Annotated in this window: 21 protein-coding genes; 10 read left to right on the forward strand and 11 right to left on the reverse strand. The window is 58.3% G+C overall.

What is annotated here, in order from left to right:
• From HY308_18210 to HY308_18235, 6 genes are all read right to left on the reverse strand, one after another.
• A complete protein-coding gene (locus HY308_18210; protein MBI3900202.1) occupies positions 1–183 on the reverse strand; it encodes a Trm112 family protein in 183 nt (60 codons plus the stop codon).
• Entirely contained in the window at positions 176–1,153 is a 978-nt protein-coding gene (locus HY308_18215) for a tetraacyldisaccharide 4'-kinase (GenBank protein MBI3900203.1), read from the reverse strand. Before HY308_18215 ends, HY308_18210 begins: the two co-directional genes overlap by 8 nt.
• Positions 1,154–1,170: 17 nt before the next feature.
• Positions 1,171–2,925: a lipid A export permease/ATP-binding protein MsbA gene (gene msbA / locus HY308_18220; GenBank protein ID MBI3900204.1), complete on the reverse strand. Its 1,755-nt coding sequence runs from the start codon at positions 2,923–2,925 to the stop codon at positions 1,171–1,173.
• The gene (locus HY308_18225) at positions 2,922–3,359 is read right to left on the reverse strand and encodes a biopolymer transporter ExbD (protein ID MBI3900205.1); all 438 of its coding nucleotides are present in this window, start codon (positions 3,357–3,359) and stop codon (positions 2,922–2,924) included. Before HY308_18225 ends, msbA begins: the two co-directional genes overlap by 4 nt.
• Positions 3,360–3,362: 3 nt before the next feature.
• Positions 3,363–3,977 (reverse strand): MotA/TolQ/ExbB proton channel family protein, encoded by a 615-nt coding sequence (locus tag HY308_18230; protein MBI3900206.1) that lies wholly within the window; start codon positions 3,975–3,977, stop codon positions 3,363–3,365.
• Positions 3,978–4,045: 68 nt separating this feature from the next.
• On the reverse strand, positions 4,046–6,325 hold the full coding sequence (locus HY308_18235) for a DNA internalization-related competence protein ComEC/Rec2 (protein MBI3900207.1): 2,280 nt from the start codon (positions 6,323–6,325) through the stop codon (positions 4,046–4,048).
• A gap of 48 nt (positions 6,326–6,373) precedes the next feature.
• Here HY308_18235 and HY308_18240 point away from each other — a divergent pair, with 48 nt between their 5' ends.
• Positions 6,374–6,904, forward strand: coding sequence for a DUF2062 domain-containing protein (locus HY308_18240; protein ID MBI3900208.1), 531 nt, complete (start codon positions 6,374–6,376; stop codon positions 6,902–6,904).
• A 9-nt stretch (positions 6,905–6,913) separates the two neighbouring features.
• Here the strand turns inward: HY308_18240 and lolD are convergent, their stop codons facing one another.
• Genes lolD through HY308_18260 form a run of 4 tightly spaced genes read right to left on the reverse strand, consistent with a single transcriptional unit; the run spans position 6,914 to position 10,495 of the window.
• Positions 6,914–7,615, reverse strand: a complete 702-nt coding sequence (gene lolD, locus HY308_18245) for a lipoprotein-releasing ABC transporter ATP-binding protein LolD (protein MBI3900209.1) — start codon at positions 7,613–7,615, stop codon at positions 6,914–6,916.
• Positions 7,612–8,859 (reverse strand): lipoprotein-releasing ABC transporter permease subunit, encoded by a 1,248-nt coding sequence (locus tag HY308_18250; GenBank protein ID MBI3900210.1) that lies wholly within the window; start codon positions 8,857–8,859, stop codon positions 7,612–7,614. Before HY308_18250 ends, lolD begins: the two co-directional genes overlap by 4 nt.
• Positions 8,860–8,900: 41 nt before the next feature.
• Positions 8,901–9,977 (reverse strand): CapA family protein, encoded by a 1,077-nt coding sequence (locus HY308_18255; protein MBI3900211.1) that lies wholly within the window; start codon positions 9,975–9,977, stop codon positions 8,901–8,903.
• A gap of 29 nt (positions 9,978–10,006) precedes the next feature.
• Entirely contained in the window at positions 10,007–10,495 is a 489-nt protein-coding gene (locus HY308_18260) for a DUF721 domain-containing protein (GenBank protein MBI3900212.1), read from the reverse strand.
• A 23-nt stretch (positions 10,496–10,518) separates the two neighbouring features.
• Here HY308_18260 and HY308_18265 point away from each other — a divergent pair, with 23 nt between their 5' ends.
• The 4 genes from HY308_18265 to HY308_18280 all read left to right on the forward strand — a co-directional run bounded on the left by HY308_18265 (position 10,519) and on the right by HY308_18280 (position 15,471).
• Complete coding sequence (locus tag HY308_18265; GenBank protein ID MBI3900213.1) at positions 10,519–11,460, forward strand: peptidoglycan DD-metalloendopeptidase family protein; 942 nt, start codon at positions 10,519–10,521, stop codon at positions 11,458–11,460.
• A 51-nt stretch (positions 11,461–11,511) separates the two neighbouring features.
• Complete coding sequence (locus tag HY308_18270; protein ID MBI3900214.1) at positions 11,512–12,225, forward strand: YggS family pyridoxal phosphate-dependent enzyme; 714 nt, start codon at positions 11,512–11,514, stop codon at positions 12,223–12,225.
• A gap of 93 nt (positions 12,226–12,318) precedes the next feature.
• Positions 12,319–14,415 (forward strand): D-(-)-3-hydroxybutyrate oligomer hydrolase, encoded by a 2,097-nt coding sequence (locus HY308_18275; GenBank protein MBI3900215.1) that lies wholly within the window; start codon positions 12,319–12,321, stop codon positions 14,413–14,415.
• 111 nt (positions 14,416–14,526) lie between these two features.
• On the forward strand, positions 14,527–15,471 hold the full coding sequence (locus tag HY308_18280; GenBank protein ID MBI3900216.1) for a bestrophin family protein: 945 nt from the start codon (positions 14,527–14,529) through the stop codon (positions 15,469–15,471).
• A gap of 4 nt (positions 15,472–15,475) precedes the next feature.
• On the opposite strand, the gene HY308_18285 is transcribed toward HY308_18280, so the two are convergent.
• Positions 15,476–16,354: a DMT family transporter gene (locus tag HY308_18285; protein ID MBI3900217.1), complete on the reverse strand. Its 879-nt coding sequence runs from the start codon at positions 16,352–16,354 to the stop codon at positions 15,476–15,478.
• Positions 16,355–16,411: 57 nt separating this feature from the next.
• On the opposite strand from HY308_18285, the gene dapC reads away from it, so the two are divergent.
• The 5 genes from dapC to HY308_18310 all read left to right on the forward strand — a co-directional run bounded on the left by dapC (position 16,412) and on the right by HY308_18310 (position 21,330).
• Positions 16,412–17,611, forward strand: coding sequence for a succinyldiaminopimelate transaminase (gene dapC / locus HY308_18290; GenBank protein MBI3900218.1), 1,200 nt, complete (start codon positions 16,412–16,414; stop codon positions 17,609–17,611).
• 17 nt (positions 17,612–17,628) lie between these two features.
• Complete coding sequence (gene dapD, locus HY308_18295) at positions 17,629–18,450, forward strand: 2,3,4,5-tetrahydropyridine-2,6-dicarboxylate N-succinyltransferase (GenBank protein MBI3900219.1); 822 nt, start codon at positions 17,629–17,631, stop codon at positions 18,448–18,450.
• Between the two features lie 24 nt (positions 18,451–18,474).
• The gene (gene dapE, locus HY308_18300; GenBank protein MBI3900220.1) at positions 18,475–19,614 is read left to right on the forward strand and encodes a succinyl-diaminopimelate desuccinylase; all 1,140 of its coding nucleotides are present in this window, start codon (positions 18,475–18,477) and stop codon (positions 19,612–19,614) included.
• Between the two features lie 168 nt (positions 19,615–19,782).
• Positions 19,783–20,583, forward strand: coding sequence for a Stp1/IreP family PP2C-type Ser/Thr phosphatase (locus HY308_18305; protein MBI3900221.1), 801 nt, complete (start codon positions 19,783–19,785; stop codon positions 20,581–20,583).
• Positions 20,584–20,613: 30 nt separating this feature from the next.
• A complete protein-coding gene (locus tag HY308_18310; protein ID MBI3900222.1) occupies positions 20,614–21,330 on the forward strand; it encodes an FHA domain-containing protein in 717 nt (238 codons plus the stop codon).
• Positions 21,331–21,397 lie beyond the last annotated feature (67 nt).

Raw genomic sequence — 21,397 nt, forward strand, 5'->3', positions numbered from 1 at the left:
TTATTTCGGCAGTTCCGCTTCCGGCACCCGGCGTGCTTCGTCTTCCAGCATGACCGGAATATCGTCGCGAATCGGGAACGCCAGGCGTTCAGCGCGGCACACGAGCTCGGCCTTGGCCTTGTCGTAAACCAGCGGGCCTTTACAGGTCGGACATACCAAAATATCGACGAGTTTTTTATCCATACATCTCCCGCAGTCGTTGTTGCAACCATTGGTCGAAGCGCGGATCGACGCGCGCATCGACAGATAAGTACCAGACGGAATCGCCAGCGAAGTCCTGGCATTTTACCGCATCTTTTTCGGTCATGATGACGATATGCGCCGGCGGGAATGCAAGATCGCTCGCACTAAATCGATGGTGATCCGGAAACGCATGTTCCATCGGATTGACGCCGAGCGTGCGCAATAAGGCGAAGAACCGCGGTGGATGACCGATGCCGGCGACGGCGTGCACCTCTTTCCCGTGGAATGTTGCTAAGGCGGCAGTGATCGTCGGGTCGTTAACGCGATGGTATACGGTCGGCGTTAACGTCATACCCCATTCGCCGGGTTCAGTCGCACCATGAATGATGCGGGCATCGACGCTGTTGAGTCGCACCGGCGGTTCGCGCAACGGCCCGGCCGGTAACAACCGGCCATTGCCAAAGCGGCGTTCGCCGTCGATGACGGCAATTTCGAGGTCGCGCGCCAAGCGATAGTGTTGCAGGCCATCGTCACTGATGATGATGTCGCAACCGCTGCTGAGTAATTGCTGAGCGGCGCGCACGCGATCCGGATCGGCGACGACCGGACGTGCGGTACGTAGCGCTAACAGTAGCGGTTCGTCACCGATGAGTTTTGGATCGGAGTCAGGCGTAACGCGTTGCGGCCAGTCGCGCGCATTGCCGCCATAGCCGCGAGTAACGATGCCGGGTTTCCAACCGAGCGTCTCGAGCCGACGCGACAACCATACGACCAACGGCGTTTTGCCGGTGCCGCCAACACTGATGTTGCCGACGACGACGACCGGCATCGCCATTCGCACCGAACGACACCAACCACGGCGATAGGCATAACGCCGTAACGCGACAACGCCACGATAGAGCCAAGCGAGCGGCAGCAATAAACCGCTGGCGAACGTGGGGTGCTGCCATTGGCGTTCGAGCCAGCGCATTTTCCGTTGAGGCCGGATTAATTTTCGGCGAACTGTTGGCGGTATAGCGCGGCATAAGCACCGCCGCGCGCGAGTAACTCTTTGTGCGTACCGGTCTCGACCACCTGACCGCGCGCCATCACAATAATGCGATCGGCATGCTCAATGGTCGAAAGACGGTGAGCAATGACGAGGGTCGTCCGATTGGCACGCAACGTCTGCATCGCCTCCTGGACGTAACGTTCGGACTCGGCATCGAGCGCCGACGTTGCCTCGTCGAGAATGAGGATTGGGGCATTCTTATATATGGCGCGGGCAATGGCGACGCGCTGGCGCTGGCCGCCGGACAGACGCGTACCGCGCTCCCCGACCCGCGTTTCAAACCCTTCGGGCAACAAACTGGCGAACTCGACGACATGCGCAGCACGCGCGGCTTCCTGCAAACGCGCTTCGTCGATGGCCTGCTCCTGTCCATAAGCAATGTTGTTACGAATCGTGTCGTCGAACAACGTCGTCTCTTGACCGACGACGGCGATGTGCGAGCGCAGATTGGCGAGCACGAAGTCGTTGATATTTACGCCGTCGATGAATATCTCGCCATCGTTGACGCGGTAAAAACGCGGCAGCAGGCTCCCGATCGTCGTCTTGCCACTACCGGAGGCGCCGACCAACGCCAACGTTTGCCCAGGCTCGATGGTAAAAGAGACGTCCGCCAGCGCTTCGTCTTTTGCCGTCGGATAGCGAAACGTGACGTGGCGATATTCGACGTGACCGCTGATTGGGTCGCGGCTGACGGTACCGGTATCCGCTTCCAGCGGTTCATCGAGCAAGGTAAATACGCTTTGTGCAGCTGCCAGACCGGTTTGGATAATTTCGTTGATCTTCGCCAGATTCTTCGACGGCCCCATCATCAACGTTACCGCGGTAATGTAGGCGACGAAATCGCCGGCATTGATGTCACCCGTAAGCAACGCGAAATAAATGACCGATGCCAACGCCAACGCCGCCACCAATTGCAATAATCCGACACCGATCACCGATACCGCGTTCTTGCGCAGGTGATGCCGGCGCACGTGTTCGTTCGAGCGGCGAAAAACGTTGGTCTCGGTCGTTTCTGCGCCGAATGCCTTGACGATACGCTGACCGCCGACCGCTTCTTGCGCGACTTGCGAGATTTCGGCCATGCCACCCTGAATCTGGCCGCTGGCTTTGCGGAAACGCCGGCTCATCACTCGCATCAATATCGTCGATATCGGCGTGATGACGACGAACAGCAACGTCAGCTTCCAGCTTAGAAACAACATGTACACCGTCATGACAACGACGATCAGGCCATCGCGTACGAGCGTTGTCACGGCTTCAGTAACGGCGCCGGCGATTTGCTCGACGTCGAAGATCAGTTTGGAAATCAATCCGCCCGAGGGATACGCGTCATAAAAGGCGCTGGGCAAATGCACTAGGTGGGAAAACATCGCCTGCCGCAAATCGAAGGTGACACGGCGCGCGATCCAGGCGATGCCGTACTGTCCCATGACATTACCGAACGCGCGCGCGAAAATGATCCCGATAATCGACAACGGGATGTACGTCATCGTGCGCAGATTGCGCTTGACGAATCCTTCGTTGACCAGCTTTCGCATGGTCTCCGACAATCCGGCCGAGCTCGACGCCAGGATCGCCATGCCGATGATGGCGATCAGGAAAACCCATTTATAAGGCCAGGCGTAGGCGAGAAGCCGGCGGTAGAGCTTAATATCGTCTCTAACCTTGTACGACGATGCGTCTGAACTCATTTCGCCGATTCGGCCGGTTGCTGAGTCGCAAAGGTAAGTTGCGTTAGGCCCAGGCGTCGCGCCGCATCCATCACCCGCACCACCGATTCGTGCGGACTCTTGGCGTCGGCATGGATCACGATGAGCTGATCCTTGTTAATGCCACCGGCACCGTTACCGGCAGCACGGGCGATCGCGTTGCGCAAGGTTTCGGCGCTGCTGTTCAGCAACTCTTGATTGTTGATGTAGTACTGCCCTTTCGCATCGATGGTAACGCGCAACGACGGTTTGTCCGGCGTCGTCTGCGGCGCCGCCTCCGGCAACCGCACCTGCAGCCGCGATTCTTTGGCAAAGCTGGTAGTGACGATCAAAAAGATCAACGTCATGAGCAAGACGTCGATCAGCGGAATCAGATTGATCTCCGGTTCTTCGTCCGGTGCGGGGCGAAAATTCATGGCTTAGTCCTTCTCGCGCTGACCGTGCAGCACTTCGACTAGCTTCAGCGCTTCCTGCTCCATGTCGATCAGCAAATCGTTCACCTTACCGCGGAAGTAGCGATAGAACATGACGCTCGGGATCGCTACCGATAAACCGGTCGCGGTCGCGACCAGCGCTTGCGAGATGCCATTGGCGACGATCGACGGATCACCGAGGCCTTGGCTGCTGATGCCGGTGAACATTTGGATCATGCCGAGCACGGTGCCGAGCAAGCCGAGGAACGGTGCGATTGAAGCGATCGTGCCGAGCGTGCGCAAATAGCGTTCGAGCTCGGGCGAAACATGACGGCCACTGTCTTCGAGCGCCTCTTTGACGATTTCGCGATTGTGCCGACGATTGGTTAGACCGGCGGCGATGATGCGTCCCAACGGCGAGCTACCGCGGACCAGATTGATGCGATTGTCGTCGAGCTCGTTACGCGTGAGCCATTGCTGAACTTGCGGCACCAACCCCGGCGGGCAGACGTACTTGCGTTGCAGCGACCAAAAACGCTCGCCGATAATTGCGAGCGCTGCGACTGAACAAAGGATGAGGGGCCACATGACCCAGCCGCCGGCTTTAATGAGTTCGAACATTGGATATTTTATCGGCAGTGAAAAAGTGCGGCTAATTTAACAGATAGCACGCTGTTGAAAAACCGGTCTTAAGGCGGCGTCTGCCAGTAGCGCCGATTGCGCTCACGATAGGCCACCACTTCAATACCACTGGCACGCAAACGGAATTCGAGCGCGCCGCTGCTCGGCGAATCGTGCAACTCGCTGCCGAGCGCAATATACCGCTCGATCACTAATGGATGCGGATGATGAAGGCGGTTGCGATAGCCGACTGCAAACGCCACGTATCGTGGATGCACCGCCGCCAGAAAGTCCGGGCTCGACGAGGTGCGGCTACCGTGGTGCGGCGCTACCAGGATATCGGCGGCAAGACGCTGCCCGTCACGCTCGACCAACAATTGTTCGGCCACTTGCTCGATATCGCCCGGCAATAAAATCGTACCGTGCGGTCCATGTACTCGCAGCACACACGACATGTTGTTCTCTTTTCCGGTCTGTCCATCAATGGGGTTGAGGACGTTGAACTCAACCTCGTCCCAACGCCACTGCTGACCAGCGCGGCACGGCTCGCCGGCGACCGTCGGTGCACCAGTCAACACCTGCGCGACCGGCAATGTCTTTAGTACCGACGACAGGCCGCCGGCATGATCGTTATCGCCGTGGCTCATCAACAAGGTATCGATGTGATCGATCCCATTGGCGCGCAAATACGGCACGATGACCGAACGCCCCGCGTCGGACCGCGGACTCCAGCGGGGACCGGTGTCGTAGAGCAATACGTGCGACTCGGTACGCACCAACGCCGACAGTCCCTGGCCAACGTCGAGCAACGTGAACCACACCTCACCGGCGGCCGGCGTGGCCGGACGAATCAAAAACAATGGCAGCAGCCACACCGCGCCGACGGCACGTCCCGGCCAACCCCGCGGCGCTAACAGCAGCAATACTCCGACAACGGCACAGGCCAGCGTCCAACCGCTGGGACGATGCTGGGTCCATTGACTGTGCTCGATGTTCGCCAGCCAATTCAATACCGGCCAAAGCCATTCCAGCAACGTATCGCCGCCTTGGAACAACAACGCTGCCAACGTATCGGCACCGAAGCCGAGTAACAATGTACCGAACAACGTGAGCGGAACCAGCAACAAGTCGAATACCGGGACCGCCACCAGATTAGCAACCGGTGCAATCAGCGAAATTTGTTGGAACAGCCATAGCGTCAGCGGCACCATACCAACGGCGATCGCCCATTGCAGAAAGCCCCACTTGCGCCATAACGAGCGAACCGGACCGTCGTCGATCATCACGTAGATGATGACGGCGACGGCAACGTACGACAGCCAAAACCCCGGCGCCATCACCGCCAGCGGATCGAACAACAGCACCAGCAGCAGCGCCGCCGCCAATAGCTGCGTCAGCGGTACCCGCCGGCGCAGCAACACCGCCGCCATCGCTACCGCCAGCATGACCAGCGCGCGTTGCGTCGGAATGACAAAACCCGCGAGCGCCGCGTAAGCACAGGCGGCAACTAAACCGGCAATCGCACCGGCTAGCGGCGCCGGCAAACGCAGCACCGGCGTACCGGCTAACGACCACAGAAATCGCACCAACATAAACATCAAGCCGGCGACAAAACTGATATGCATGCCGGAGATCGCCACCAAGTGCAACGTACCGGTGCGACCCAACGTCTGCCACTGCGCATCGTTCACACCGCCGCCGTCGCCATTGGCGAGCGCGACGATCAGCCCGGCGTTGGCGCGGTTTGGCATCAACGCTTGCATGCGATCGCCGAGTTGCTGGCGCCAACGATCGATGCGATAACGGCCTGTCGCTTCACCTAAGCGCGTTGGCGCCGGCTGGTTGCGTACATAACCGGTGGCGCGCAGGTGATTGCGAAAGAGATACGCTTCGTAGTCGAAGCCACCGGGATTCTGCAGTCCGTGTGGGCGTTTCAATCGCACCGTCAACCGCCAACGATCGCCGGCGCGCGGCTGCAGATCGCGATCCGCGCTCAACAGCACCCGATCGGGGACGACAACGGCGGCATTATCACTGACAGCATGCACGACATCGAACGCGAAGTGCGTGCCATAAGCGGTCGCACTCGGCAATTCGGCAATGACACCTTCGAGCGTGATATCGCGTCCTTCGAGCGCGGGCGGTAATTGCTGTTGCAGGACGAGATCGGCGCGCCAACTTACCCAAACGACGCCACCGATGAAGAAGACGAGGATCAACCAACGTGGATGCCAAAGCGCGAGCGCAATCGCCGGGATCAGTGCCAAGCTCCAATAGAGCGATGGCAATGCCGCCAGCTGCTGTACGACGAGGATCCCACCCAAGAAAGCAATCGCCGCTGCGCGCACGACGCGGACATATTCCTTTTAGTTGCGGGGACTATACACTAGCGCGTCATGGCCCGACGACTGATTCGCCGCTACCTGCCTGACATTGATCGGGTCCGCAATCACAAGCACCTGCAGTTTTTCGGTCGCTTGTTGCACGATCCGAATTTATGGCACTTGAATCGTCACTCGGTCGCCTCGGCATTCGCCATCGGTTTGTTTTGGGCGTTCATACCGATGCCGTTGCAGAGCGTGCCCGCTGCCGCATTTGCGATTCTTTTCCGTGCCAATTTGGCGATTGCTGTTGCACTCGTGTGGATTACGAATCCGCTAACGCTCGCACCGGTGTTTTATTTTTGCTACACCCTCGGCGCATACTTGCTCAATACGCCACACCAAGATATCGCCATTAGTCCCACTTGGGAGTGGTTGTCCGGCGAATTTTTGCGCGTGTGGCAACCGTTCGTGCTCGGCTCTGTCGTCGTATCGAGCAGCTTGGCAGTGCTAGGTTATTACGGCATCCACTGGCTGTGGCGCTGGCAGGTAGGTCGCGATTGGGACCGACGGCGGAGTCAGCGCAGTAATTCGCGATTGGATTGACGTGCTTACTTAGTTCGCCCGCAATACTCCATCATCGAGCTTGAGCACCCGGTCCATCTGATTCGCCAGTGTTAGGTCATGGGTCGCGATGATGAAGCTCGTTTTCAACTCACGGTTGAGCTCCAGCATCAAATCATAAACCGTCTGTGCCGTCTCACGATCGAGATTGCCGGTCGGTTCATCCGCCAATACGCATAGCGGCTCCGTCACCATGGCACGAGCGATGGCGACGCGCTGGCGTTCACCGCCAGAGAGCTCGGCTGGGCGATGATGTAGACGATCGTCCAAGCCGACGCGCGCCAACATGGCGCTCGCCCGGGTAGTTGCCTCGGCCCTCGGTGTCCGCCGAATGAACAGCGGCATAGCGACATTTTCCAACGCGCTGAACTCGGGCAGGAGGTGATGAAATTGATAAACGAAGCCGAGCTTCTGATTGCGGAACGCACCACGCGCGGCTTCCGCTAGCGTGCCGATATCCTGACCGTCGACTTCAACTTGACCGGCAGTGGCGCGGTCGAGACCGCCGAGCACATGCAGCAGCGTGCTCTTGCCTGAGCCGGAAGCGCCGACGACGGCGATTTGCTCGCCGCGCTCGACGCGCAGGTAAACGCCGCGCAATACGGAAACGTTGAACGCACCCTCGTCATAAATCTTGACGACGCCGGTGGCGCGTAATACGTAGTCTTTTTTGGGAGTTGGTATTGTGCTCATTCGTAACGCAGCGCTTCGGCCGGCTCCACCTTCGACGCACGCCATGCCGGATACAGCGTGGACAGCAACGCCAACACTAACGATGACCCAGAAATCCAGGCGACATCGACCCAGCGCACCTCGGTCGGAACTTCACTAATAAAGTACAAGTCGGCCGCCAAGAATTTGGTATTGAGGATCCATTCCAGCAACTTGACGATGTCGGGTACGTTGAACGCGATCAACAGTCCAACGATTGTGCCGATGAGGGTTCCGCCGATACCGATCAAGCTGCCTTGCACCATGAAGATGCGCAGCACGCTACCAGGGCTGGCGCCGAGCGTACGCAATATCGCGATATCGGATTTCTTTTCGTTGACAACAACGACCAGCGTCGATACGACGTTGAACATGGCGACAGTGACGATCAACAGCAGAATGATAAACATCACCGTTTTTTCCAACTGTAACGCGCGAAACCAGCTGATGTGCTCGTCGGTCCAGCTGCGTGCGCGATACTCGCCACCCAAATAACCGGTAAGGTCGTCGGCTACCCGCGGCGCTAAATCGAGATTATCGAGCTTCAGCCGCAGGCCACTGACCTGATCGTCGTATTGATACAGCTTGGCGGCGTCGTCCAAGTGGATCAACACATGGCCGATATCGTATTCGTACATATCGAGCCGGAAAATACCGACGACGGTAAAGCGCTTAAAGCGCGGCAATAACCCGGCCGGGGTCGCTTGCGCCTGCGGTACTACCAGCGACACTTGCGAACCGAGCGATAAATCCAGTTTCCACGCCAGTGCATTGCCGATGACGATGCCGTATTCATCCGGCTTCAGCGCGTCGATCGAACCTTCGACCATGTGGTCGGCGATTTCCGATACTCGCCGTTCCTCATCCGGCAGAATGCCGCGCACCAGCACGCCATTGATGTTATTGCCGCGTGCGGCCAGCCCCTGCCCCAATATATAAGGCGCGCTGGCGAGCACATGCGGCTGGCCCTTCACGCGCTCGACCAACGCCGGCCAGTCGCTTAGGCGGCCGCTGGTTTCGCTGATGGTGGCGTGCGAGATGAAGTTGAGAATGCGGTTGCGAACTTCGTTGCCGAAGCCATTCATCACCGACAAGATCGTGATCAGCGCGGCGATACCGAGCGTGATACCGACGACGGAGATCGCCGAGATAAAGGAGATCAGACGATGGCGGCGGCGCGCACGCGTATAGCGCAGACCGATAAGAAATTCGTAGGGGCGGATCATGGCGCGCAATTAAACCACATTATGGCGACGACTTAATATATTTATGGCGCGTCGGTCAGCGTTAGCACGCCGACACCCGAGCGATTTTCCACGGCCGCGTTCAGCGGTTGCGACAATAGCTGCAACTGCTCCACCACTTCGTCTGCTGCTCGGTCTTTCAAAAACCGCGGCTGGAACACGACTTCAAGATTATTGACATCAACCGGGTACAGCGTGAGCTCGTGCACTCGACCGTGACTCAGCGACAATACGGCGATCACGCTGCGGGTCGCCGTCGAACTGTACGAGCCGAACACGAAATTGCCGAGGCTATACAAGATTACACCGTTACGGTAACGCTCAACGCCTTGCAAGAGATGCGGATGATGACCGATGACGGCAGCCGCACCGGCGTCGATCGCGGCGTGACCGAGCGTGCGCTGATAGGGGCGCAGCTCATTACTACCCTCCTGTCCCCAATGAAACGACACCAACACGACGTCGGCGCGCTTGTGCGCGGCAGCAACGTCGGCACGCACCTGTTGTTCGTGACCAAAGGCAGTTCCCGGTTGCGTGCCGGTCGCCCAAAACTCTTCGGGAAACGTCAACGAATACGCGAGCACGGCAACGCGCGTACCGGCGACATCTATGAACGCCGGTTTGCGCGCGGCATCGAGATCGTGACCGGCACCGGCGGTGTGAATGTTGACGCGTTGCAGCGCGTCGATGGTATCGCGTAATCCATCGGCACCGTAATCGAGCGAATGGTTGTTGGCGAGCGAAACGACATCGAAACCGGCGCGCGCCAGCGCCGGCGCGACCAGATCGGGCGGCGAACGGAAAACGAATTGCTTGCTGTGCGCACTACCACGCGCCGTTAATGGACCTTCGAGATTGCCGAAAGCGATATCGGCACTGCGCAATAAATCACCGACGTACACGAACGGATAGTCGTAACCGAATTGCGCAAGCTCCACTGTTGCGGTGCCACCCAGCATAAGGTCGCCGACGGCGGCAACGCGAAGCGTAGCGGGCGACGACGCCGGCGCCGGCATGACATTGCGGTTGGCGCCGTGCGCGCAAGCGGCGGTCAGTAACAACAACACACCGACGGCGATGTAGCGGCGACTACGACCCACCAGAGTCCCGAGGCATCGACACGCTCTCATTAGCGACCACGCTTAGACGACGGTGATCGCGCCGCCCGATCGGCCAGGCGTTTGAGCGCGGCGCGCAACTCCGGATCGTTGATGCCATCGGCGGTACGATCGATTTGGCTAGCGGCAGCAGTCGTCAGCCGACTCGTTCGTGCCGGGGTTCTGGCAGTCCGTGGAATCGCTTGTTCCAGCGGCACAACCCGCACGCGAATTTCCACCAGCTCACGCGCCATAGCATCGCGCCGCAGGCTAGTGGCCACGCTAGTCTGCTGTTGACGCAAGCGACTGGCCCACGCGGGCGTATCGACATGCACGTACAACACACCGGCCTCGTAACGCACTGGATGCGCATGCGAGGCCAGAGGCTCGGGGACATGGGTCTGCCACAAGTGTCGTAATTTCGACGCTACGTCCGCGTGTCGGCTGAGAGTATTCGCCAATCCGCTAGGAAGGTACGCCCGTAGGCGTTTAAGCCCACTGGAGGGTTTAGTCCCGCTCATATGGTCTAGACTCAAAAAAGCCTATGAACATTATCGTTATCTCAGAGGGGATCCGAAAGGGAACGATCGCCTCGTTCTCGCATCGCCAGTTCCTTGCGATCGCCTTTGTCGGCGGTCTGTTGCTGCCGGCGTTGTTGGGCACGGTGATATTTCATATCCATGATTTGATCACACGTAACGCCGATCCCGAAGACCAAATTGTCGCCTACTCGAAAGAACTTTCGAAGCAATCCCGCGCGCTCGACGCCGCTAAGCGCGAAGCCAGCACTCATCTCAATGCGCTCGCCCGCCGTATGGGCCAACTGCAGGCGCAAGTGCTGCGACTGAACGCACTCGGCGGTCGCCTCACACGCATGGCCGGATTGGACAATCGCGAATTCAACTTTGAATCGGAAGTCGGTCAAGGCGGCCCGGAGACTACAACGATCGCGGGTAAGTCGGAAGTGTCGATCAGCTTGGATCGACTAGCGGCCGATATCAGGACCTCCGAAGCCAGACTGCGTGCGCTCGAAACATTATTGCTCGATCGTCGCTTGAGCGACGCCGTAACGCCTGCTGGCTGGCCGGCCGAAGGCGGTTTCGTCTCGTCTGCCTTCGGCCAGCGTGCCGACCCCTTCACCGGTCAGATCGCCTATCACGAAGGCGTCGATATCGCATCGAAGCTCGGCTCGTCGGTACGAGCGATGGCCGACGGCGTCGTCGTCTATGCCGGCGAACGATCGGGTTACGGTAATGTGGTTGAAATCACCCACGGCGACGGTTTGATTACGCGCTACGCGCACGCCATGACGGTGTTGGTAAAGGTCGGCGACAAAGTGCAACGCGGCATGCCGATCGCCCGCGTCGGCTCGTCCGGCCGTTCGACCGGTCCGCACATTCATCTTGAAGTGTTGAAAAATGGGCGGGCGGTGAACCCGGCGCAGTACTTGCGCCCATCCGCATTTCCGCCGTCGGCTCATTCGTAACCCGCCGCTGTAACCTGTCCGATCGTTCGTGAGTCGCGGTACCATGACGCGATGAACGAGCTTGCCGCCAACCTCACCCGCATTCGCGAAACCATCGCCGCCGCCGCCCGCGCCGCCGGCCGCCAACCGGGGGAAATCAAACTCATCGCCGTCTCGAAGACGCATCCAGCGGAAATTGTTGAAGCGGCGTTACAGCTCGGTCAACGGGTGTTCGGCGAGAACACCGTGCAAGAGGCGTTGACCAAGATTTCGCGCATTCGCAACGTTGAATTGGAATGGCATTTCATCGGCTACTTGCAGTCGAACAAAGCGAAATTTATTCCCGATAATTTTTCGTGGTTTCATTCGCTCGATAGCGTCAAGTTAGGGCAGCGTCTATCGCGCCTGGCCGAAGAAAAAAAGGTTGTGGTCAACACACTCATCGAAGTGAACGTGACCGGCGATCCCAATAAACACGGCGTCGCCCCGACCCAATTGACACCGCTGCTCGACACGTTATTACAGACGCCCCTCCCCGGCGTTGCTTTACGCGGCCTCATGACGATCGGCGCACACGGTGTTGTGACCGATCGGACGCGCGCGCCATTCGCGCAATTGCGTGAGCTTCTTAACGAAAGCGCTACTCGCTTTTCGTTGCCGCAGTTCGATCAGCTATCGATGGGCATGAGCGGCGACTACCTCGAAGCGATCCGTGAGGGCTCGACAATGGTGCGCATCGGCACGGCGATTTTTGGTGAACGCGATTACGATAACGCCGCTGATTAAGCATCGAGGTCAATGCGGGCTTTAAAAAAAGAATGCTTTCCTTGCCTGGACCAGTCCGGATAATTGCGTTTCGTATCCACGGAAGGCGTTCTCATGATCGCAAGGAAAATTGCCTGTAGTTTGTCGGCACTAATCGCGTTTACGTTCGGCAACAACGCACAAGCGCAGAAGAAACCCGCATTCGTCAAAGCACCGATCCTGCATACAGCGTACGACGGCGATACCGATGATTTGCTGACCGCCGGCCTCGGTAAAACCGGCTTGCAGACGAACACGCCGCCGGCGTTCGCCGATCCGCTAAAACCCACCGCTGCCGAGTTACGGCGGCGCGCGATCTACAACAACTATCGTGCGTTGGTCGATATCTCCAGCGACGGCGGTTACGGCGTGTTGTACGGTCCGAATATCGACCGCCACGGAAATCCGACATTGGCCGAAGGAAAAATCGCCGGCGACGAATATCTCGCCTATGTCGACAATTTACCCGGCACCGATAACGTAACGATGATGGTACAGATTCCGGCCAATTTCGATCCGGCGAATCCATGCATCGTCAGCGCCACCTCCTCCGGCTCGCGCGGCATCTACGGCGCTATCGCTACCGCCGGCGAATGGGGACTGAAGCGCGGTTGCGTCGTTGCTTACACCGATAAAGGGACCGGCAACGGCGCGCACGACTTGCAGGAAAATTCGGTCAATCTGATCCGGGGCGAACGCGCTAATGCGACGGTCGCCGGCAAGCGTTCGAATTTTACGGCGCCTATCAGCGACGTTCAGCGCAGCGCTTATTTAACCGGCAATCCGCACCGCTTCGCGTTCAAACATGCGCATTCGCAACGCAATCCGGAGATGTCATGGGGCTTGCACACCCTACAGGCTATCAAGTTCGCGTTTTATGTGTTGAACCAAAAAAACATCGGCGTGTTCACGCCGAAGAACACGCTGGTGATCGCCTCGAGCGTTTCCAACGGCGGTGGCGCCGCGTTGCGCGCACTCGAACAGGATACCGAAGGTCTGATCGATGGCGTTGCCGTTTCCGAACCCAATGTACAACCCAGCCCGAGCACCGGCGCTTTCAGCATTGTTCAGGAAGGTCGAGCGCCGCTGACAAACCATAGTAAGAGCTTGCTCGACTACATCACCCTCGTGAACTTGTATCAGCCATGCGCGGCACTGGCACCGGCCAACGGCGGTGCGCCACTCAATGGCGTGCCGTCGCCGTTGGCCGGCAATCGCTGCGCATCGCTACGCGAGAAAAATTTACTCAGCAGCGATACGCTCGAACAACAGGCGGTCGAGGCGCAAAAGATCATCAACGACTATGGCATCTTGCCCGAACAGAACTTGGCGCAACCGGCGCATTATTTCCTGAGCGTGCCGCAAGGCATCGCTGTTACCTACGCCAATGCCTACGGACGCTTCGACCTCACTGACAACTTATGCGGCTACAGCTTCGCCGCCGCCGATCCGTCGGCCAATCCGATTCCATTGCCGGCGATCAACGAAGCCGCGCTCTACGGCGATGCCAACGGCATTCCTCCCACCGGCGGTATCAATTTGATCAACAATTTGTCGGTCGACGGACCGAAAGAAGACCGGATATCGACGTCGTCGACGACGCAGCGTCAGGATTTGAATATCGACGGCGCCATTTGCCTGCGTAACCTGGCGCTTGGGAGAGATATTGTCACAGGCTTGCCGTTGACCGGTTCGTTGCAAGTCAGGTATCAGCGCATCAAGGCCGGCATTGCCCAAGTGCGTGCGAGTGCACGTCTGCGCGGACGGCCGGTAATTATCGTCACCGGCCGCGCCGACGCCGTCATCGCACCGAATCATGCCGCGCGTCCGTACTACGCTCTCAACAAATTGCGCGACGGTGCCAATAGCAAAACGCGCTATTACGAGATCACTAATGCACAGCATTTGGACACGCTGAACGGCGTGCCCGGTTTTAACTCGCGTTTCGTGCCGTTACATCACTACTTCAACCAAGCAATGAATTTGCTGTACGACCATCTGACGCAGGACAAACCGTTGCCGCCTAGCCAAGTCGTGCGCACCGTTCCGCGTGGCAACGTCGGCAATAGCGTACCGCCGATTTCGCCGGCGAACGTCCCGCCGATCGCCGACACGCCGGCAGCCGACGCCGAAATTCGCTTCATCGGCAATCAATTGCACATCCCGAACTGATAAACCCGCCGTAAACGTCGTTTTTGCGCCGGCTGCTGGTCACACAGATCAGCAGCCGGCGGCGCCTCGCACTACACTTTTCCTAGTACCCCTGAGCTCTTAGGAACGTTAATGATCGTCAGAAATCGGCCATCGGCGCTGAATCTATTCTTTATTACCCGCGGCTCGATCGTGGTCCATATCGCCCCGCAAATCATTGCGGCGGCATCGTTCGGTGGGTTAGTTACCTATCTGCATACTGTGGTCCCGCTGCCGATATTAACGGTAATTCCGTTTACCTTGATCGGCCTGGCGTTGTCGATCTTCCTCGGCTTCAGAAACAGCGCGTGCTACGACCGTTATTGGGAAGGCCGGAAACTGTGGGGTCAGCTGATCATTAATACACGCACGTTCGCGCGCCAATGTACGACACTGATCGGTACGAACAATGACAAGACCGAGGATCAGGACAGCAAGAGCGTCAGTCGGCTCAAGCATCGCATGATCTACAAGACCATCGCGTTTTCGCATGCGCTGCGGCATCACTTGCGCGGTACCGTACCGCATAGCAGCCTGAAAAAATTTCTTGAGCCGGAAGATCTCGAATTCATCGCCACCCGCAGCAACATTCCGAATGCGATCGTCGACCTGCTCGCGCGCGATCTGCGTTATTGCCTGCGCCATCGCCTCTTGAGCGACATGCTCGCGCAGAATATCGATGAAACGATCACATCGATGGCGGGCGTGCTCGCCGGTTGCGAGCGTATTCGCAATACGCCGTTACCGTTCGCTTACACCTTGCTGCTGCATCGCACAGCGTATCTTTATTGCTTTCTGTTGCCGTTCGGACTGGTCGACACGATCGGGCTAATGACACCGCTGGTGGTCGCGATCGTGTCGTATACGTTCTTTGGGCTGGATGCGCTCGGCGACGAAATCGAAGAGCCGTTCGGCCAACTACCGAACGATTTGCCGTTGTCGGCGATGTGCCGCACGATTGAAATCGACCTACGCCAACAACTCGGTGAGCGTAATACGCCGCCGCCGCTGCAGCCGGTCAACTACTGCTTGCTCTAACGAATCAATCTTTGGCGGCGCGCGCCGATAAATAAGCACCAACGACGATCAGCGCGCCGCCGATCCACTCGCGCGGCATTACCACTTCATTCGTCAATAACTGCTGCGACACCGCGCCGGCGATGAGCTCGACCAACGTCAATATCGCCGCTCGATAGACCGGCAAATGCGTAACACCGTATTGCACCAGCACTGTCATCAGCAGAATGCCGCATAGGCCGAGGGCGACGGCGCCACCGAATACGTTGAGCGACATCACCGGTAGCGGCACGGCAAACAACCCGATCATGGCCAGCGCCGTGATAACCACACCGGACCAGACGCAAAACACTTTGCCGGCGAGCGAAATGTTCTGCGCCTTACGCGTTGCCACGTTCGACAGCGCAAAGGCAAAACCGGCGGTGAGCGCCAGCCAGTCGATCCGATCCTGCGGCCAAGGGAAGCCGAGCTGCCGATCCCACAACATCAGCAAGGCACCGCTCATAGCGACGACTAGGCTGAATACCGCCACCCGCGAAATCCGCTCGCGCAATAACAACCAGCCGAGCAACGTCGCCCACAACGGCGATAGATAAAACAGCAGCAACACTCGCAGGACATTGCCGTCGAGCACAGCCAGCACGAAGGCGACATTGGTCCAGCCGGCGGTGCTCAGGAGCAGTAATGCCAAACCCGGCGACCGTGCTAACCCCTGCAGAGTCCGCCGCCGATAAAACGGCAGACCGGCGATCAGCACACTGCCGTAAAGAATCAAGGACAACCAGACGCCATGCAGACCACCCTGCTCGAGCAGGCGCATGGGATACCAAACGACGCCCCAGAGCATGGCACCGAATAGCACACACAATGATGGATAAAAGGGTCGCGATTGGTTGGAGGGCATTCGTGCGTGCCTTATACTTTCGCTGCTTTCAACGACACCCAGACCACAACATCGCTCATGAATTCGCGGCTCGCACGGTTACAACCGTATCCTTTCCAAAAACTCGCCGCACTCTTGCAAGGTATTGTGCCGCCGAAAGATAAACCGGTGATCCGGTTATCCATCGGCGAGCCGCAGCATGCCGCACCCGCCTTTGTTTTGGAAGCGCTGACGCAGAACTTGGGCGGGCTCGCCAACTACCCGGCGACTAAAGGCGCCACCGAATTGCGCCGCGCGATCGTCGATTGGGCCAATCATCGCTTTCAATTGCAACGCTCACCGCTCGACACCGAACGTCACGTGTTGCCGGTCGGCGGCACGCGCGAAGCGCTGTTCGCGATCGCTCAAACCGTCGTCGACGCGCACGCCACATCACCCGTCGTCGTCATGCCGAACCCGTTCTACCAAATATACGAAGGCGCGGCGCTACTGGCCGGCGCTGAGCCGTATTTGCTCAATACCGTCGAGGAAAACGGATACCGCATGGACTTCGCCAGCGTACCGGAAGCGGTTTGGCAGCGGACGCAGCTCGTGTACGTGTGCTCGCCCGGAAATCCTACCGGCGCGGTTGTTTCAGCGATCGATTTTGCGCGGCTCATCGACTACTCGCAGCGTTACAATTTCGTGATCGCCTCGGACGAATGTTATTCGGAAATCTTTTTCGACGAGGCCGAACCGCCGACCGGTTTATTACAAGTGGCGCACGAGCTTGGCATTACTGACTACAAAAACTGTCTCGTCTTTAACTCGCTGTCGAAGCGCTCGAACCTGCCCGGTCTGCGTTCGGGCTTTGTCGCCGGTGACCCGCAGATCATCGAACAGTTTTTTCAATACCGGACGTACCACGGCTGCGCATTACCGCCGCCGACCCAAGCGGCCAGCGCCGTGGCCTGGGCTGACGAGGCGCATGTGCGCCAGAACCGCGCGCTGTATCGCGCTAAATTCGACGCCATGTTGGCCGTGCTGGGTCCGATAGTATCGGTACGGCGACCCGATGCCGGCTTTTTCCTGTGGCCGAAAACACCGGTAGACGACCAACGTTTCACCCGCGAGCTGTATGCCAAGCAAGGTGTGGTCGTGCTTCCCGGCAGCTATCTTTCGCGACCGTCCGCCAGCGGCGACCCGGGCAGCGCCCGCGTGCGGATGGCGTTGGTGGCGTCGCTCGATGAGTGTACGGATGCGGCCAAACGCATCCGAAACTATGTAGAATCTATTTAAAGAACCAGGGCGAACCTATGAAGAACATTGAAAAAATTATTTCCGACGCTTTCGAACAACGCGCCAAGCTAACGCCGAAGAAGTCCTCGGCCACGGTCAAAAAGGCCGTACAAAAAGCTATCGATCTGCTCGATGCCGGCAAGGTGCGGGTCGCCGAGAAACGCGATGGCCAATGGGTCGTCAACGAATGGTTGAAAAAAGCAGTGTTGTTGTCGTTCCGCTTGAACGATAACGCGGCGATGCGTGGCGGCGCCAGTAACTATTGGGATAAGGTTCCGACCAAGTTTGCCAGCTACAAACCGAAGGACTTCCGCAAAAGCGGTATCCGCGTCGTGCCACCGGCGACTGCTCGCAGGGGTGCCTATATCGCACCGAATGTGGTGCTGATGCCGAGCTACGTCAACATTGGTGCCTATGTCGACGAAGGCACGATGGTCGACACCTGGGCTACCGTCGGTTCGTGCGCGCAGATCGGTAAGAACGTGCACTTGTCGGGCGGCGTCGGTATCGGCGGTGTGCTCGAACCGGTGCAGGCAGCACCGACTATCATCGAAGACAATTGCTTCATCGGTGCGCGCTCGGAAGTGGTCGAAGGCGTAATCGTCGAACAAGGCGCAGTAATCTCGATGGGTGTCTACATTGGCAAGAGCACGAAGATCTACAACCGCGAAACCGGCGAAGTCAGCTACGGTCGCATTCCGGCCGGCTCGGTAGTCGTATCCGGCAACCTGCCCTCGGCCGACGGCAAGTACAGCCTGTACTGCGCCGTTATCGTCAAACAGGTCGATGAGAAAACACGGGCGAAGGTCGGTATCAATGAATTACTTCGCGACATCTAATCAGCCGCTTACGAAATATCTTTCATGGTAGATCGTACATTAGCGTTAGCGATGGAGCTGATCGCGCGGCCGTCGGTGACGCCCGACGATGCCGGTTGTCTCGACCTGCTCATTCCGCGGCTGCAGGCGCTCGGCTTCAAAACCGAGCGCCTGCGTTTTAGCGAGGTCGATAATCTGTGGGCCGAGCGCGGCACTGACGGTCCGCTGGTCGTGTTCGCCGGCCACACCGACGTCGTGCCTTCGGGTCCGCGCGAGTCTTGGAATAGCGATCCGTTCGTGCCGGTCATTCGTGACGGTCTGCTCTACGGCCGCGGCGCCGCCGATATGAAGAGTTCGATCGCTGCCTTTATTACCGCGATCGAAGACTTTAGTTCACGGCATCCGGTCCACTCAGGTCGTATTGGTCTGTTGCTGACTTCCGATGAAGAAGGTCCAGCGGTCAACGGCACCGTCAAAGTGCTGGACTGGCTGAAGGTACGCGGCATCGGCATTCAATATTGCATTATCGGCGAGCCAACCTCGGCCGATGTTTTGGGCGACGTCATCAAGAACGGCCGCCGTGGCTCGCTCAACGCCCGGCTCACGATCCACGGCATCCAAGGCCACGTCGCCTACCCGCATTTGGCATGCAATCCGATTCACGCCTTCGCGCCGGCATTAGCCGAATTGACGACCACAGTTTGGGATCATGGAAATGCCGATTTCATGCCGACCGGTTTCCAGGTCTCCAATATTCATTCGGGCACAGGTGCGGTAAACGTCATTCCGGGGCAGATCGAGCTCGATCTCAATTTCCGCTTCGCGACGGCAATTACCGATACGGCGCTGCGTGAGCGCGTTGAAGCGATTCTGCAGCGACATGGGGTTAAATACTCGATTCAGTGGAAGCTGTCGGGGCCGCCATACCTCACCGCGCGCGGGAAACTGACGGGGGCGGCGCAAGCAGCCGTCAAGCGAGCGCTCGACATCGATGCCAAGCTATCGACCGATGGCGGCACCTCGGATGGGCGGTTTATTTCACCGACCGGTGCTGAGGTGATCGAATTAGGCCCGCTGAATGCCAGTATTCATAAGTTGAACGAACATGTTCGGGTGGAAGACCCGGCGCGGCTGGCTTCGGTCTATGTTCATTTATTGGAATTACTTTTTTCCGAAGATTCATAGGGTTAATATTCTGTTTTAGAGTTAGTTCTACGGAAAATCTGGGTTTCGACCCGCCCTGTCCTTGCTAGGTGCAACGCTATACTTCGGACAGGATGATGGATGTGACATATGCGCCGACAGGCCACTATTCAGCTTAATCCCATGCCAGTACGGACCGCTGACTGATCAATGACTGGCTTAATACACGTCATCATGGCCGGCCTCACTGATCCTGGGCGGGTACGGAGCGAAAACGAAGACCGGATTGCCACCCACCCGGAGCTAGGTCTGGCCGTGCTCGCCGACGGCATGGGCGGCCATCAGGCCGGCGAAGTGGCAAGCGGCATGGCGGTCGATATCGTCACCCGCCATTTTGAAAGTCGCGAGTGGCAGCCGGCGCCTGAGTTCCAGCCGACGCAAACGGCAGATGAGCCGGAAACCGTGATGGAAGCCATCCGCAAAGCCAATACCGCCATCTACGAGGCCGCCCAAGCCCGTCCAGACTACCGTGGCATGGGTTCTACCATCGTCGTCGCTACGTTCTACGACAACCGCATGTGCGTCGGTCATGTCGGCGATTCCCGGCTTTATCGCTTCCGTAGTGACACCCTCGAACAAATCACACGCGATCACTCCGTCGTTCAGGAGCTAGTGACTCGCGGTATCTTCACCGCAGATGAGGCGCGGCAATCGCTGGCCAAGAACTTGGTAACACGCGCCCTCGGTGTCGACGCTGGCATCGAGCCCGATGTCACCGAAACAACGGTGCAAAACGGCGACATTTACCTGCTATGTTCAGACGGGCTCAACGATGTACTAACCGATATTCAAATTGGTGACAGCTTGCGTCGTCATAACAACGATTTAGACCAGGCCGTGCGCGACCTAGTCGATGGCGCCAACACGCACGGCGGCCCTGATAATATTTCCGTCATCCTGGTGCGCATCGACAGCGATACGCCACGTTCGAACGAGCTGGATGAAATTTAAGATTAACCGCTAGGGACAAAACAAAACCGCATGAGCAAACTCATCATCAAATATAACGAGGCCGTGATCGACCATATCGAGCTGCGCCAAGGCGATATGAAGATCGGTCGTCGGTCGGGATGCGAGATTGTCCTTGATCACTTAGCGATCAGTGGTGAACATGCGAATATCTTTACCATCGGCGGTGATTCCTTCATTCAGGACTTGAACAGCACCAACGGTACCTTCATCAACAACAAGCGCGTCGCCAAGCATCATCTACGCAACGGTGACACGATCAGCATCGGTCAGCATTCGCTGGTTTATTTGAATGAACCGGCGTTCCAAGATACGCACGAAGGCGACACCTTGGCGAAAACGGTAGTGATCAATCCGTCTGCACCGGTAGCGCCGACGCCCGCGCGTGCCTCAACAGCGACACCGACGCCGGCCCCGGCGCCCGATCGACCACTGCCGGAGGTGAAACCCGCAGCGCCAACGATCGAGCGGCGCGGCACGCTATTCGTGCTTGACGGCGCTAACAGCGGTAAACGCATCGAGCTCACCAAAGCGGTAACCAATCTCGGCAAGACCGGCAAGCAGGCCGGGGTCATCACCCGCACCAGCGACGGCTACATGCTGGAAGCGTCAAAAGAAGGCGACATCCCGAAGGTCAACGGCCGGGCCATCTCGTCCAGCGGTAACAAACTGCGCAACGGCGACATCATCGAAGTCGCCGGCATTCGCGTGCAGTTTTATCTGAAGTAAACGCCTTCACCATCGCAGCGGCTATGGCGTCAGGGCAATACCGGACTGACGCCTTGCTTCTTTGCGA

The organism is Gammaproteobacteria bacterium (assembly GCA_016199745.1).
Classification (GTDB): domain Bacteria; phylum Pseudomonadota; class Gammaproteobacteria; order Acidiferrobacterales; family Sulfurifustaceae; genus JACQFZ01.

What these genes read in the sequence shown, in the direction of transcription:
- HY308_18210 (MBI3900202.1), bottom strand. Translation starts at nt 183, where the DNA reads ATGGATAAAAAACTCGTCGATATTTTGGTATGTCCGACCTGTAAAGGC.
- HY308_18215 (MBI3900203.1), bottom strand. Translation starts at nt 1,153, where the DNA reads ATGCGCTGGCTCGAACGCCAATGGCAGCACCCCACGTTCGCCAGCGGT.
- msbA (MBI3900204.1), bottom strand. Translation starts at nt 2,925, where the DNA reads ATGAGTTCAGACGCATCGTCGTACAAGGTTAGAGACGATATTAAGCTC.
- HY308_18225 (MBI3900205.1), bottom strand. Translation starts at nt 3,359, where the DNA reads ATGAATTTTCGCCCCGCACCGGACGAAGAACCGGAGATCAATCTGATT.
- HY308_18230 (MBI3900206.1), bottom strand. Translation starts at nt 3,977, where the DNA reads ATGTTCGAACTCATTAAAGCCGGCGGCTGGGTCATGTGGCCCCTCATC.
- HY308_18240 (MBI3900208.1), top strand. Translation starts at nt 6,374, where the DNA reads ATGGCCCGACGACTGATTCGCCGCTACCTGCCTGACATTGATCGGGTC.
- lolD (MBI3900209.1), bottom strand. Translation starts at nt 7,615, where the DNA reads ATGAGCACAATACCAACTCCCAAAAAAGACTACGTATTACGCGCCACC.
- HY308_18250 (MBI3900210.1), bottom strand. Translation starts at nt 8,859, where the DNA reads ATGATCCGCCCCTACGAATTTCTTATCGGTCTGCGCTATACGCGTGCG.
- HY308_18260 (MBI3900212.1), bottom strand. Translation starts at nt 10,495, where the DNA reads ATGAGCGGGACTAAACCCTCCAGTGGGCTTAAACGCCTACGGGCGTAC.
- HY308_18265 (MBI3900213.1), top strand. Translation starts at nt 10,519, where the DNA reads ATGAACATTATCGTTATCTCAGAGGGGATCCGAAAGGGAACGATCGCC.
- HY308_18270 (MBI3900214.1), top strand. Translation starts at nt 11,512, where the DNA reads ATGAACGAGCTTGCCGCCAACCTCACCCGCATTCGCGAAACCATCGCC.
- HY308_18275 (MBI3900215.1), top strand. Translation starts at nt 12,319, where the DNA reads ATGATCGCAAGGAAAATTGCCTGTAGTTTGTCGGCACTAATCGCGTTT.
- HY308_18280 (MBI3900216.1), top strand. Translation starts at nt 14,527, where the DNA reads ATGATCGTCAGAAATCGGCCATCGGCGCTGAATCTATTCTTTATTACC.
- HY308_18285 (MBI3900217.1), bottom strand. Translation starts at nt 16,354, where the DNA reads ATGCCCTCCAACCAATCGCGACCCTTTTATCCATCATTGTGTGTGCTA.
- dapC (MBI3900218.1), top strand. Translation starts at nt 16,412, where the DNA reads ATGAATTCGCGGCTCGCACGGTTACAACCGTATCCTTTCCAAAAACTC.
- dapD (MBI3900219.1), top strand. Translation starts at nt 17,629, where the DNA reads ATGAAGAACATTGAAAAAATTATTTCCGACGCTTTCGAACAACGCGCC.
- dapE (MBI3900220.1), top strand. Translation starts at nt 18,475, where the DNA reads ATGGTAGATCGTACATTAGCGTTAGCGATGGAGCTGATCGCGCGGCCG.
- HY308_18305 (MBI3900221.1), top strand. Translation starts at nt 19,783, where the DNA reads ATGACTGGCTTAATACACGTCATCATGGCCGGCCTCACTGATCCTGGG.
- HY308_18310 (MBI3900222.1), top strand. Translation starts at nt 20,614, where the DNA reads ATGAGCAAACTCATCATCAAATATAACGAGGCCGTGATCGACCATATC.